This window comes from Brevundimonas sp. AVps5 (genome assembly GCF_058681515.1).
The window spans coordinates 1350974-1363674 of the sequence record NZ_CM178740.1; the positions used below are offsets into that span (position 1 = coordinate 1350974).

Consider the following 12701-nt stretch of genomic DNA (forward strand, 5'->3'; position numbering starts at 1 on the left):
GCCCGGCGGTTCCTGGCCAGCCACGGCCTTCAATCTGCAGCCCCATCTGATTTCCCGCCCTGGACCTCGCGGGGGCTCTTGCCGGTCCAGCGTTTGAAGGCGCGGGAGAAGGCGGCGGCTTCGGAGAAGCCGACGAGGTAGGCGGTCTCGTTGACCGAGGCCCTGGCACCGGCCAGGTAGCGCAGCGCCATGCGGTGGCGCAGGGCGTCAAGCACCTGTTCGTAGGTGGCGTCCTCGGCCTTGAGCTTGCGGAACAGGGTCTGGCGGCTGAAGCCGAGGGCTCGGGCGACGGCCTCGGCGCCGACCTCGCCGGTGTGCAGCAGCGGAAGCAGCACAGCCTCGACCCGGCCGCGGACGGTCTTCCGGTCCTCGAGCTCCTGGAGCAGGCCGTCAGCGCGCTGCGTCAGGACGCCGAACACATAGCGCGGCTGAAGCGCCACGGGCCAGGTCGCGATGCGCGGGTCGAGCCGCATGGCGTTCCAGCCACTGGAGAAGGACACCGGGCACTGGAAGATGCGGTCGTGCTCGGCTCTCCAGGCCGGTGCCGGATGGGAAAACTGCACCTCCAGAACGTGCGGCTCGGGCAGGAAGCGGCGCGGGCCGCAGACCAGCCGGACGAAGGCTCCTTCGCTCAGTTCGGGGAAGGTGTCGGGATCAGCGCGCGTATCGACCATCCAGAGCTGGCCGTCGCGCGCGGTCAGCACGAAGCGAGGCCCGTCACTGAGCCCCTCGGTCTCCAGCGTCAGCCGGCCGAAGCGCTGCATCTGGGCGAACGCCTCACCCATGGTGGCCGAGGCATTCATGATCAGCCCGACGATCGACACCTCCGCCAGGTCGACTGCCTCGCCGAAATGAAGGGCCAGCGCCGGGTCGCCGCAGAGGTCCTGGGCCGCCCGCATCAGGGCCACATAGGTCTCGAACGCCAGGCGGGCGTCGGGGTCCTCCAGGTCGGCGGGGTGCAGGCCGGCCCGGCCCATGAGCGCGGCACGATCAGCGCCTCGCTGGACGGCGAACGCGATCAGGCCGGCTGCGACTCCTGCTGACGTCGTCAGGTTCGACATCGATCCGGCCCCCGGTGTTACGAACGATCATGCGTGCGGTACGCACGATCATGGCACCCGCCGCATCTATTGGTAAGGAAGGGTCCATGAAACCCCGGATTCTCGTCTTACCTGTCCTGTTCGCCGTCGCCGCGCTGCTTCCGTCAGTCGCCCTGGCAGACACTCTGCAGGCCAGGCCCGGCGATCCGGCCTGGATGCATCTTGGCGCCAACGCCCTGCTCTGGGCGCACATCGCCGGCGGGGCGATCGGGATGATCACCGGCGTCGTCGCCCTGGCCTCGCGCAAGGGCCAGCGGATCCACCGCGCGGCGGGATCGGTGTTCTTTCTGGCGATGTTCATGGCCTACGCCATCGGCGCGGGCGTGGCGCCGTTCCTTGAAACCGGACAGCGGCCCAACTTCGTCGCCGGGATCATGGCGCTGTACCTTCTGGTCAGTGGGGCCATGGCGGCTCGACGGCGGGACGTGAAGGCCGGCACCCCGGAGGTCATCGGGCTGATCGTCGCCCTCTCCATTACCGCCGCCGGCGTGATCTTCATGCGGATGGGGGCGGCCAGCCCCAGCGGCACGGTGGACGGCTCGCCGCCGCAGGCTTTCCTGCTCTTCACCATCGCCGGGGTCTTCGCAGCGGCAGGTGAGCTGCATGTGCTCGTGCGCAAACAGTTGTCCAACGTCTCGCGGATCGCCCGGCACCTGTGGCGGATGTGCTTTTCGCTGTTCATCGCCTCAGGGTCGTTCTTCCTTGGGCAGATGCAGGTGTTTCCCGAGGCCGTGCAGAACTCCCCGCTGCTGTACATCCTCGCCCTGGCACCGCTGCCGGTCATGCTGTTCTGGCTGGGCAAGGTCCGCTTCGACGACTGGCGCCGTCGGCGGGTGAAGGCGGCGGTCGCGGCCTGAGGGTCCAGAGGTCGCAATTTGCAGCCTGAGACTCTGACTGGCCCGCCTTGGTCTGCGCCGCTTCTGCCCGCAGGATCCGGTGAGCGGCATGACCCGGAATGTCCGGCCGCTGGCGGACCCGGAACTAAAAGTGGCTGAATTGCTGAAGGCGCATGAACATGCTGGATCGTCTATTTCCGCAGAGTCTCACCAACGCCTATCAAGGGTCGTGGGCAGCTGTTTTTCTGCTTTTGCCTGTCTTGATCATGAAGACGGTGATTGGATTTAACTTCAGTGGCCTCAATCCCTTCGTCAGTGTGAGCGTAGTCCTGCAGACGGTAGATGGCGTGCCGCTCGACACGTTCAGCCCTGAAGCAGCGGCGACCATCGTTGGCTCGGCGGGCGCGTGGGGCATGGCGCTATTGGCCTTGTGCCTGTTTGTCTGGCTCGTCGTCGTCCGGTATCGCTCCGGCCTGCCGGCGGCTATTCTGGTGCTCATGACTGAGCAGGTTGGCCGCACGGGTGTCGATACGGCGCGCCTGGTCGCCGAGGTGGTGGCCACACCGGCAATGCCTGCGGCTGGCGCGCTCATCAATCTCGGGATGACCGCGCTTCTAGCCATCGCCTTTCTGCTTTCGTTGATGCGAGCAAGGGCTCCCAACTAGCCGCGGACCCTTGCGGGTTTGGGCAAATCCAATAGCCCGCCCGCGCGATCCGACGGGCAGGCCGACGGACTGGCACCTCCGGACCCTATCAGCCCGCCGATGCTCACCGTGCCTCTGTGCATCCTCTACGAGATCTCGATCTGGTGCGTGCGGCTGATCGAACTGCGCCGCAAGACGGACGGGGACGCCGGGGAAACCGGGTCGGCGGAGCTGGCCTAGGGCGTATCGGCCGTCGCGAATTCAGCGAACCGGGTCTCGTCCGTCAATCTTTGCATCCACAGGCGAACGGCCGGCAGCGGAGCATGCTCTAGCGGCGTGCTGAAGTACCGATGCGCCGACAGGCCCAGAACGATGTCAGCGACCGTGAACGTGGCCCCCGTCGCATAACGTTCGGTCGCGGCAAGTTGGGCATCGAGAATTTGCATCATCCCGGTCCAGCGGTCGATGCTGTGTCCGATCAGGTTGCCGTCCCCGTAGCCGTCAGCTCCACGGACCAGCGCCATGAAGGCGTAGGTCCACGCATTGTTAAGTTCGGTCGCCTGCCAATCCATCCACATCTCTACGGTTGCGGCGGCGGCTGGATCGGTCGGCAGCAGATCGTCACGGTCGTACTTGCGCGCAAGGTAGCGGCAAAGGGTGTTGGACTGCCACAGAACACCGCGTTCGTCCTGGTAGACGGGCACCAGCCCATTCGGGTTCAGATTCAGGAAGGCAGGCGTTCGGGTGGGTGCCGCGGGCGACGCCCAGTGGGCCTCGTGTGTGAAAGGCTCTCCGACTGCCGCCAGCGTCCAGAGGACTTTGCGAACATTGATGGAGGTCTTCCGGCCCAGAAGTCGTGACATGGTGTCTCCAGGCACTGCAAGGCGCCGGACGGTTTCCCGTCCGGCGCCCCGGTGTCGTTAGCCGATCGAACCGATCAGCAGCTGTAGTACATGTCGAACTCGACCGGGTGGGGGTGCAGGGCCAGGCGCATGACCTCTTCCATCTTCAACTCGATGTAGGAGTCGATGAAGTCGTCATCCATGACGCCGCCCTTCTTGAGGAAGGCACGGTCCTTGTCGAGGTTCTCGAGGGCTTCCTTGAGTGAGCCGCAGACCTCGGGGATCGAGTGGCGCTCTTCCGGCGGCAGGTCGTACAGGTTCTTGTCGGCGGGACCGCCCGGATCGATCTGGTTCTCGATCCCGTCGAGGCCGGCCATGAGCAGGGCCACGAAGGTCAGATAGGGGTTGCCCATCGGATCGGGGAAGCGGGCCTCCAGGCGCTTGGCCTTGGGGTTCGAGGTGTGCGGAATGCGGATCGAGGCCGAACGGTTGCGGGCCGAATAGGCCAGTTTCACCGGGGCTTCGTAGCCGGGCACCAGGCGCTTGTAGGAGTTGGTGGTCGAGTTGGCGAAGGCGTTGATAGCCTTGGCGTGTTTGATGATGCCGCCGATGTACCAGAGACACTGCTGCGACAGGCCGGCGTATTTGTCGCCGGCGAACTGGGGCTTGCCGTCCTTCCAGATCGACATGTGGACGTGCATTCCCGAGCCGTTGTCGGCGAACATCGGCTTGGCCATGAAGGTCGCCGACTTGCCATAGGCCGCGGCCACGTTGTGGATCACGTACTTATAGAGCTGAAGCCGGTCGGCCATGGTCAGCAGGTCCGAGAACTTCAGGCCCAGCTCGTGCTGCGCCGGGGCGACCTCGTGGTGGTGCTTCTCCGGGTTGAGGCCCAGGTCGCGCATGACGCCCAGCATCTCGCCGCGCAGGTCCTGGCCCGAGTCGACCGGGTTGACTGGGAAGTAGCCGCCCTTGGGTCCCGGGCGGTGGCCCATATTGCCCTCGGTGTATTCCGCGCCCGTGTTGGCCGGCAGCTCGATCGAGTCATAGCTGTAGCCGGTGTTGTGCGGAGCGGTGTTCCAGCGCACGTCGTCGAAGATGAAGAACTCGGCTTCCGGGCCGAAATAGACCACGTCGCCCACGCCCGAGGACTGGACATAGGCCAGGGCCTTCTTGGCCATCGAGCGGCTGTCGCGGTTGTAGGGTTCGCCGGTGTCCGGGTTCATGACGTCGCAGAACAGGAACATCGTGGTCTGCTGGTAGAAGGGATCGATATAGGCCGTGGTCAGGTCGGGCATCAGCAGCATGTCGGACTCGTTGATCGCCTTCCAGCCGGCGATGGACGAGCCGTCGAACATCGTGCCCTCTTCGAGGAATTCCTCGTCGACCAGGTCGATGTCGAAGGTGACGTGCTGCAGGCGACCCTTGGTGTCGGTGAAGCGGACGTCGACGTATTTCACGTCCTTGTCCTTGATCTCCTGCAGGATTTTCTTGGCGGCGCTCATAGTCGATGATCCTTCTTCGTTTCTTCTGGGGAGGAAGTCTGTTGCGGAGTTCGGCTCAAACGGCCTGGGCTCCGGTTTCGCCGGTGCGGATGCGGATGACGTCGATCACCTCGGAGACGAAGATCTTGCCGTCACCGATCTTTCCGGTGCGAGCGGCGGTCTGGATGGCCTCGACCACGGCCGGGTAGAGGTCGTCAGCGACAACCACCTCGATCTTGATCTTGGGCAGGAAGTCGATGACGTATTCTGCGCCGCGATAGAGTTCGGAGTGACCCTTCTGGCGACCGTATCCCTTGGCCTCCAGCACAGTCATGCCCTGCACTCCGATGTCCTGGAGCGCTTCCTTCACGTCGTCGAGCTTGAACGGCTTGATGACGGCTTCGATCTTTTTCATGGGCGACCCCGAGGCGGCATCAGGTGGGCCAGACGCTCGGGAACCAAAGGGACATCGCATCGCAACATAAGGCAAGGGGCGATTTGCATTTTCGTCACGGAAGCGCGTTGAAAGAAGCATGAGCGAAACCAACGATCCCGTCCTGTGGCGCAGCCTCCTGCCGTGGCCCGGCCCCGATACCCACAAGCATCAGCGCGGCCGGCTGGGCGTGGTGTCGGGCGGAATGCTCAACACCGGGGCGGCGAGGCTGGCGGCGAGGGCCGGTCTGAGGGTCGGGGCAGGGCTGGTGCGCATCCTGTGCCCACCGGAGGCAGGGCCGGTGATCGCGGGGGCGGTGGAGGCGGTGATGGTCGCCGACTTCGATACGCCGGAAGCGCTGGCGGAGCTGGCCGGGCCGCTGGATTGCGTGGTGATCGGGCCGGCGGCGGGGCTGACCGAGGCGACGGCGCCGAATCTGAGGGCGCTCGCGGGGACCGGGGCGGCCCTGGTTGTCGACGCCGATGCGCTGACCCTGTTCAAGGGCAGGACGGAAGAGCTTTTTGGCTTGCTGGACGCGAGGGACGTGATCACGCCGCACGAAGGTGAGTTTGAACGGCTGTTCCCGGGCCTGCTGAATCACGGGCGGGAGGCAGCGGCCCTGGAGGCGGCGCGGGTCAGTGGTGCGCAGGTCGTGCTGAAGGGCCGGGAGACGGTCCTCGCCGCACCGGGCGGCCGGGTGCGGATCAACCGGAACGGCTCGCCCTGGCTGGCGACGGCGGGGAGCGGTGACGTTCTGGCCGGCCTGATCGGCGGACTGATCGCGCAGAAGATGGACGCCTTCGACGCGGCCTGTGCGGCGGTCTGGATGCATGCGGACGCAGGCGGGCGGTTCGGGCCCGGTCTGACCGCCGAGGATTTGCCCGGACTCATCCCTGCGGTGCTGCGCGATCTCCGATGACGCCGGTTGCCTCTGCGTCACGGGTCGCCTAGGTCCATCCGGTGAGCCTTGAATCCCTTCCTGAAGAGGTCGCCGTCGGCGACGTGACCGCCTACCGGCGCGCGCTGGGTGCCTTCGCGACCGGGGTCTGCGTGGTGACGGCCGACAGCAGCCTCGGGCCGCTGGGGATCACCATCAACTCCTTCACCTCCGTGTCGCTGACGCCGCGTCTGGTGCTATGGTGTCTCGATGAGCGGTCGGAGCGGTGGCAGGCCTTCTGTGAGGCGGAGCGGTTCTCGATCCATGTGCTCGACGCCCAGTCGGAGGCCCTGGCGCGCCGGTTCGCCAAGGGCATCGGCCTGATGGAGGCGCACGAGTTCCAGCGGGTCGGCGATGCGCCGCCGAGGCTGGGCGCCGCCGCCGCCCGGTTCGACTGCAAGACCCACGACCGGGTGCAGATGGGCGACCACATGATGATCATCGGCGAGGTCACGGGCTTCGAGTCCTCGGATGCTGCGGCCCTGACCTATTTCCGGGGACGCTACGGTGTCGCGGGGGGAGCCCAGGCGTGAGGATCGGTTTCGCCGGACTGGGCGTCATGGGCGGGCCGATGGCGCGTCATCTGGTCGCGGCCGGACATGAGGTCGCCGGCTACAACCGATCGCCGGAGAAGGCGCGCGCCTGGGCGGAGGCCAACGGCGGCCGGTTCGCCGCGTCTGTGGTCGAGGCGGCGCAGGGCGCGGACCTGTTCGTCCTGTGCGTCGGCACCGACGATGACGTGCGTCAGGTGGTCGGCGAAGCCCTGTCGGTGCTGAAGCCGGGCGCTGTGATCGTGGATCACACCACGACCTCTGCCAGGGTGGCGCGGGAGATGGCCGAGCTGTGCGGTGCGGCGGGTGTCGCCTTCATCGACGCGCCGGTGTCCGGCGGACAGGCCGGGGCAGAGAACGGCCAGCTCAGCGTCATGGCGGGCGGAGACGCATCGGCGCTGGAGACCGCCCGGCCGGCGGTCATGGCCTATTCGAAGGCGATCCAGCACATGGGGCCCCCGGGCTCCGGCCAGCTGACCAAGATGGTCAACCAGATCGCCATCGCCGGCGTGGTCCAGGGTCTGGCCGAGGCGGTCCATTTCGCCCAGGTCGCGGGTCTGGACACCGACGCCGCCTACGACGCCGTGTCCAAGGGTGCGGCCCAGTCCTGGCAGATGGACAACCGCTGGAAGACAGCCGCGAAGGGCGAGTTCGAGTTCGGTTTCGCTGTCGACTGGATGCGCAAGGACCTGGGGCTGGTGCTGGACGAGGCGCGGGCCAACGGGGCGCGACTGTCGCTGACGGCCCTGGTCGACCAGTTCTACGCCGAGGTTCAGGCCATGGGCGGCAACCGCTGGGATACCTCGAGCCTGAAGGCGCGGCTGAAGTCCTGAGCCCGGTCGGGTTGGACTCACAAAAAACGGAGTCCAGGAGTCCAGATCGCTTAGGAAAGACGCGTAGTTATCTGACTCTGAACAACTAATGACTTCGGACGGATTTGCACCCGCCGTGCAACGGGTCCGATCGGCGCGCTGCAGCGTCGGTTCGGCGGGATGTCAAAGACCAGCGATCATCATACCATGACCGCGAGGGGCGCCTGTGATAGCGCCTCGAAAATCATGAATGTCCCGCGATTTCAGCGTCTTGTTCGGCGTCGAAATGCGCACTCGGGGCACAGGGGAATGAAGACGGCCATGCGTATCGCGACGATCCTGCTGTTTCTGCTGGTCTGCTGTGGTCAGGCGCACGCCCGGACCCCGCAGACCTGGAGCCCGACCGAGGGCGATGCAGCCATCGGCGACCTGCCCATGGCGCGGGGAGAGACCCTGACCAACGCCCGCATCCACTACCGGACGCTGGGCGAGCCCCGGCGCGACGCGACCGGCAGGGTGACCAATGCTGTCCTGCTGCTGCACGGCACGGGCGGGACCGGCGCGACCTTCCTGTCTCCGCAGTTCGCGGGCGAACTGTTCGGACCGGGCCAGCCACTGGATGTGACGCGCTACTACATCATCATGCCGGACAGTCTGGGACACGGCGCCTCGACCAAGCCGAGCGACGGCCTGCGGGCCCGGTTCCCGGAGTACGGCTACACCGAGATGGTCGAGGCGCAGCGGCGGCTGCTGGTCGACGGGCTGGACGTTGACCGTCTGCGTCTGATCGTCGGCACCTCGATGGGGTGTATGCACATCTTTGTCTGGGGGACGACGCACCCTGACTTCGCCGACGCCCTGATGCCCATGGCCTGCGAGCCGACCGCCATCGTCGGCCGAAACCGGCTGTGGCGGACCATGCTGAAGGATGCGATCCGGGCCGATCCGGTCTGGGCGGGCGGCGACTATCAGACCCAGCCGGTGCAGGGCCTGCGCACAGCCGTCGACCTGTTGCTGCTGGCAGGGTCGGCCCCGATGGCGATGCAGCGGGATCTGGCGACGCCGGAGACAGCGGATGGCTATCTGGCGACCCAGATGGAACGGCGACTGTCGGCGCTGGACGCCAACGACCTGTGGTACCAGGTCAACGCCTCGTGGGACTATGACCCGTCGGCGGAGCTTGAGCGGATGACGGCACCGACGACCTGGATCAACTCGGCGGACGATTTCATCAACCCGCCGGAGCTGGGTCTGTCGGAACAGTTCGCGCCGAGGCTGGCGAACGGGACCTATCGACTGATCCCCAACAGCGCCGACGGCAAGGGTCACGGAACCCACACCTGGGCGCGGTTCTGGAAGGACGACCTGGTCGCGCTCATGGCCCGTAGCGAGCCTTAAGAACCGACTTCGCGCCAGGCCTGGAGGATGGCGATCTTCGGCTCCCGCATCTGGCCGCGCATGACGCCTTCGCCCCCGGTCGGGGAGGTCGGGCCGGCGAGGAGGGCGCGAACGACCTCCTGATCGCGAATCAGGCTTCGCCGACCGGCCATCCGGCGGCCCTGAGTTCGGCCACCTTGGAGCGGGCGACAGGGGCCTCCAGTCCCGTGGCCAGCTTCAGGCGCAGGTTCCGCCCGTCCTGAACGACGCCCTGCACTGCCTGTCGCGCCACCCACCATGAGCGATGCACCTGCATTCCATCGATACCGCCGACCTGGGTGATGGCGGTGCGCAGGGGCGTCAGCACGAGCACGGAGCCTTGCGGCGTATGGAGGCGGACGTAGTGGTCCTCCATCTGCAGGCACACAAGGTCTCGTCCCAGCCGAGCGGGCAGCCGGTCGAGGATGCGCGCCTCGGCCGTTCCTGCGGTCGCGGCCGGCGATGCAAGCGACGGACCTCGGGCATGCGCCGCGACGTAGATTGCCAGGAATACAAGTTCGATCAGGAGGGTCTGTCCGTACCACTCACCCAGACTCACCGCGTCGCGGATGCCCGGCCAGAGGCCTGTGGCGAAGACGCGGGCGAACAGGCCGAGCGGACCCGTGATCACCACGGCCAGGACAGGAACCCAGACCCACGCGGCGACACCGCGCCGTCGGGCGAGAGGCCAGACCCCGCGCACGCTCGCGCTGATGAGCACGCCGCTGACGAGGCACAGGGTCATCCAGTAGGCGACGCGCACGGGCAGGCTGTCGTTGAAAAAGCTTCCGAACGGCCCGACCGCGCCGAGGATCGCCCCGACGACGGCCCAGGCGACAAGGTCGATCGCCCAGGCGCGCGGCCTATTCATCGACCGGTGCGGCGCATCGTTCATGGCGCGACTATACCGAAGCAGACCGCGAGCGGAACCTTTCGCCGCCCGGCGAACCCGTTCGCCCGTTCACGAAACCGGGCTGGCGGCAGCGAACGGGCGGCAGGCAGGAGGGGTCATCCAACCCGGAGATCCTGATGCCACTGTCCCTGTCCTTCCCGCGCTTCCTGTGCGCCCTGTTCGCCTTCGTCATGATCGGAACCATGCCCGTCGCGGCGCGCGCCCAGTCCGACGCCCCCGACCAGATCATCCAGTTCGCAGGCCCCGGCGGCGAGTTGATCGAGGGCGGCGTCTGGTTGCCGGCAAGCGCCGTCGATGGTTCGCCCCGACCGCTGGTGGTCATCTCGCACGGCAACAGCGGCTGGTATCGCGGCCACTCCGACACCGCTGAGGCCCTGACCGAGGCCGGGTTCGTGGTCGCTGCCCTGACGCATCCCGGAGATAACATCCAGGACCAGAGCCGGGGCCTCCGCCTGACCGGACGCGCGCCCCAGCTCAGCGCCCTGATCGATTACATGACCGGGACCTGGGTCGGGCCGGTGGAGATCGACGACGACCGGATCGGCGCCTTCGGATTCTCGGCGGGCGGGTTCACGGTGACGTCGATCATCGGCGGGGTTTCGGACGCCGGAGCGATCCAGACGCATTGCGCGGCGCAGCCCGAGGTCTTCGCCTGCCGACTGGTCGCGATGTTCGGAGGGCTGGACCTGGCCAACTGGCGTCCCGGGACCCGCGATGCGCGCGTCAGGGCGGCCGTCATCGCCGCGCCGGCGTTCGGCCTGTCGTTCACCGATGAGAGCCTGGCCGCGATCACCGTTCCGGTCCAGCTTTGGCAGGCCGCTGACGACCGGATCCTGCCCTCGCCCTACCACGCCGAACCCGTGCGGGACCGGCTGGGCGGGTCAGTCGACTATCACCGGGTCGAGAACGCCGGCCATTACGACTTCCTGACGGCCTGCGCGCCGGAGATGAGGGCGGCGGTGCCGGAGTTGTGCACGTCGGCACCCGGCTTCGACCGCGCCGCGTTCAAGGCCAGCTTCAATGCCGAGGTTGTGCGGTTCTTCGGCGAGGCGCTCGGCGAACCCTAGGGTGCCGTCTCTCGCCAGGCCTGGAGGATGACGATCTTCGGCTCCAGCATCTGGCCGCGCATGAACCCTTCGCCTTCGGTAGGAGACGTGGGGGCGGCGAGGATGGCGCGGATGACCTCCATGCCCCCGACCACCCGGCCGAAGACGGCAAAGCCGTCGGGATCGACCGAGAACGAACGTCCTGCATCGTAGGACAGGGTCGGGCCGACCGAGACGAAGAAGTCTCCGGTCGCCGTGCCGGGCGCGTAGCGGGCCATCGAGACGGCGCCGTCGATATGGCTGAGGCCCGTCTGCGTGGTCGGCTCGTGGGCGATGGGCGGCAAGACCCGCTCGGGATCGTTGTTCACCCCGCCCTGGACCAGACCCGTCCCGGGGCCGGACGACATGGCGCGATAGAAGGTGGCCCCGTCGAAGCGGTGCTCGTCGACATATCTGAGGAAGTTGGCGGCCGTGACGGGGGCCTTGACGGTCTCGACCTCGATGACGACGCGACCGGCGGAGGTCTCCATCTGCACGCGGGGCAGGGGCGGGGCGGCGTCCTGCGCGACGGCGAGGGCGGGCCACAGGACTGCTGCTGCGACGCCGAGAAGGGTGCGGCGGATCATCCGAGCAACCTCGCGGCCTGCGGGGCGAAATACGACAGCACCCCGGCGCAGCCCGCGCGTTTGAAGCCGTGCAGGGTCTCGAGGATGGCGCGGTCCTGGTCCAGCCAGCCGTTGGCGATGGAGGCCTGCATCATGGAATACTCGCCGCTGACCTGATAGGCGAAGGTCGGGATCCTGAAGGTCTCGGACACCCGCCGGATGATGTCGAGATAGGGCATGCCCGGCTTGACCATGACCATGTCGGCGCCTTCGGCGATGTCCATGGCGACTTCTTTCAGGGCCTCGTCGGAGTTGGCGTAGTCCATCTGATAGGTCTTCTTGTCTCCCGTGAGCATCTTCGCCGAGCCGACCGCGTCGCGGTACGGGCCGTAGAAGGCCGAGGCGAACTTGGCCGCGTAGGACAGGATCAGGGTGTCGTGGAAGCCGTTGGCCTCCAGCGCCTCGCGGATGGCCTGGACGCGGCCGTCCATCATGTCCGAGGGCGCGACGACGTCGGCCCCGGCATGGGCCTGGATGAAGGCCTGTTCGGCGAGGCGGTCCAGCGAGGCGTCGTTGACGATGCGGCCGTCCTCCACGACGCCGTCGTGGCCGTGATCGGTGTAGCAATCCAGCGCCACGTCGCACATGACGCCGATCTCGGGCGCCGCGTCCTTGATGGCCTTGATGCAGTCGGGGATCAGGCCGTCGGGATCGGTGGCACCGGTGCCGATCGCGTCCTTGGTCGCGGCGTCGACATTGGGGAAGAGGGCGACCATCGGGATGCCGAGATCGCGGGCCTCTATTGCCGCCGCCGCTGCGGCTTTCGGCGACAGGCGGAAGACACCGGGCATCGAGGGGACGGGGACACGGTCCTCGGCGCCGTCGTGGACGATCAGGGGCCAGATCAGGTCGGACGGCGTCAGGGTGGTCTCGGCCACCAGTCGGCGCACCCAGGGCTGGCTGCGCAGGCGGCGGGGACGGGCCATGGGGAAGGCGGCGGGCGCGAAGGGCAGGGTCATGGGCCGGCTCCTAACATCTTTCGTCATCCTCCGGCGAGCGTAGCGAGACCGGGGGACGCAGCG

Annotated in this window: 15 protein-coding genes and 1 pseudogene; 8 read left to right on the plus strand and 8 right to left on the minus strand. The window is 67.2% G+C overall.

Going from position 1 to position 12701, the window contains the following annotated elements; all coding sequences use genetic code 11:
• Window positions 1-29 precede the first annotated feature (29 nt).
• Entirely contained in the window at window positions 30-1061 is a 1032-nt protein-coding gene (locus ACW18A_RS06930; protein WP_492024050.1) for an AraC family transcriptional regulator, read from the minus strand.
• A gap of 86 nt (window positions 1062-1147) precedes the next feature.
• On the opposite strand from ACW18A_RS06930, the gene ACW18A_RS06935 reads away from it, so the two are divergent.
• The 3 genes and pseudogenes from ACW18A_RS06935 to ACW18A_RS06945 form a co-directional block, all read left to right on the plus strand.
• The gene (locus tag ACW18A_RS06935) at window positions 1148-1957 is read left to right on the plus strand and encodes a DUF2306 domain-containing protein (protein ID WP_492024051.1); all 810 of its coding nucleotides are present in this window, start codon (window positions 1148-1150) and stop codon (window positions 1955-1957) included.
• A gap of 152 nt (window positions 1958-2109) precedes the next feature.
• Window positions 2110-2601 (plus strand): hypothetical protein, encoded by a 492-nt coding sequence (locus ACW18A_RS06940; protein ID WP_492024052.1) that lies wholly within the window; start codon window positions 2110-2112, stop codon window positions 2599-2601.
• 69 nt (window positions 2602-2670) lie between these two features.
• Window positions 2671-2820 (plus strand): annotated as a pseudogene (locus tag ACW18A_RS06945) (twin-arginine translocase subunit TatC); the annotation flags it as partial.
• On the opposite strand, the gene ACW18A_RS06950 reads toward ACW18A_RS06945, so the two are convergent.
• From ACW18A_RS06950 to ACW18A_RS06960, 3 genes are all read right to left on the minus strand, one after another.
• On the minus strand, window positions 2817-3443 hold the full coding sequence (locus tag ACW18A_RS06950) for a glutathione S-transferase family protein (protein WP_492024053.1): 627 nt from the start codon (window positions 3441-3443) through the stop codon (window positions 2817-2819). The pseudogene ACW18A_RS06945 and the gene ACW18A_RS06950 sit on opposite strands and share 4 nt — an antisense overlap.
• Before the next feature lie 74 nt (window positions 3444-3517).
• A complete protein-coding gene (glnA, locus tag ACW18A_RS06955) occupies window positions 3518-4927 on the minus strand; it encodes a type I glutamate--ammonia ligase (protein ID WP_492024054.1) in 1410 nt (469 codons plus the stop codon).
• A 55-nt stretch (window positions 4928-4982) separates the two neighbouring features.
• Window positions 4983-5321, minus strand: coding sequence for a P-II family nitrogen regulator (locus ACW18A_RS06960; protein ID WP_492024055.1), 339 nt, complete (start codon window positions 5319-5321; stop codon window positions 4983-4985).
• A 118-nt stretch (window positions 5322-5439) separates the two neighbouring features.
• On the opposite strand from ACW18A_RS06960, the gene ACW18A_RS06965 reads away from it, so the two are divergent.
• The 4 genes from ACW18A_RS06965 to ACW18A_RS06980 all read left to right on the plus strand — a co-directional run bounded on the left by ACW18A_RS06965 (window position 5440) and on the right by ACW18A_RS06980 (window position 9037).
• Window positions 5440-6258 (plus strand): NAD(P)H-hydrate dehydratase, encoded by an 819-nt coding sequence (locus tag ACW18A_RS06965; protein WP_492024056.1) that lies wholly within the window; start codon window positions 5440-5442, stop codon window positions 6256-6258.
• Window positions 6259-6299: 41 nt separating this feature from the next.
• The gene (locus ACW18A_RS06970) at window positions 6300-6809 is read left to right on the plus strand and encodes a flavin reductase family protein (protein ID WP_492024057.1); all 510 of its coding nucleotides are present in this window, start codon (window positions 6300-6302) and stop codon (window positions 6807-6809) included.
• Window positions 6806-7660 (plus strand): NAD(P)-dependent oxidoreductase, encoded by an 855-nt coding sequence (locus ACW18A_RS06975; protein ID WP_492024058.1) that lies wholly within the window; start codon window positions 6806-6808, stop codon window positions 7658-7660. The genes ACW18A_RS06970 and ACW18A_RS06975 overlap by 4 nt, the downstream gene beginning before the upstream one ends.
• A 300-nt stretch (window positions 7661-7960) precedes the next feature.
• On the plus strand, window positions 7961-9037 hold the full coding sequence (locus ACW18A_RS06980; protein WP_492024059.1) for an alpha/beta fold hydrolase: 1077 nt from the start codon (window positions 7961-7963) through the stop codon (window positions 9035-9037).
• Here the strand turns inward: ACW18A_RS06980 and ACW18A_RS06985 are convergent.
• Both ACW18A_RS06985 and ACW18A_RS06990 read right to left on the minus strand, forming a co-directional pair.
• Window positions 9034-9189 (minus strand): hypothetical protein, encoded by a 156-nt coding sequence (locus tag ACW18A_RS06985; protein ID WP_492024422.1) that lies wholly within the window; start codon window positions 9187-9189, stop codon window positions 9034-9036. The genes ACW18A_RS06980 and ACW18A_RS06985 overlap by 4 nt on opposite strands.
• Window positions 9168-9950, minus strand: coding sequence for a LytTR family DNA-binding domain-containing protein (locus ACW18A_RS06990; RefSeq protein WP_492024060.1), 783 nt, complete (start codon window positions 9948-9950; stop codon window positions 9168-9170). The genes ACW18A_RS06985 and ACW18A_RS06990 overlap by 22 nt, the downstream gene beginning before the upstream one ends.
• A gap of 134 nt (window positions 9951-10084) precedes the next feature.
• Here ACW18A_RS06990 and ACW18A_RS06995 point away from each other — a divergent pair, with 134 nt between their 5' ends.
• Complete coding sequence (locus ACW18A_RS06995; protein WP_492024061.1) at window positions 10085-11035, plus strand: alpha/beta hydrolase family protein; 951 nt, start codon at window positions 10085-10087, stop codon at window positions 11033-11035.
• On the opposite strand, the gene ACW18A_RS07000 is transcribed toward ACW18A_RS06995, so the two are convergent.
• Both ACW18A_RS07000 and hemB read right to left on the minus strand, forming a co-directional pair.
• A complete protein-coding gene (locus ACW18A_RS07000) occupies window positions 11032-11640 on the minus strand; it encodes a peptidylprolyl isomerase (protein WP_492024062.1) in 609 nt (202 codons plus the stop codon). The two genes, ACW18A_RS06995 and ACW18A_RS07000, sit on opposite strands and share 4 nt — an antisense overlap.
• A complete protein-coding gene (gene hemB, locus ACW18A_RS07005; RefSeq protein ID WP_492024063.1) occupies window positions 11637-12638 on the minus strand; it encodes a porphobilinogen synthase in 1002 nt (333 codons plus the stop codon). The genes ACW18A_RS07000 and hemB overlap by 4 nt, the downstream gene beginning before the upstream one ends.
• Window positions 12639-12701 lie beyond the last annotated feature (63 nt).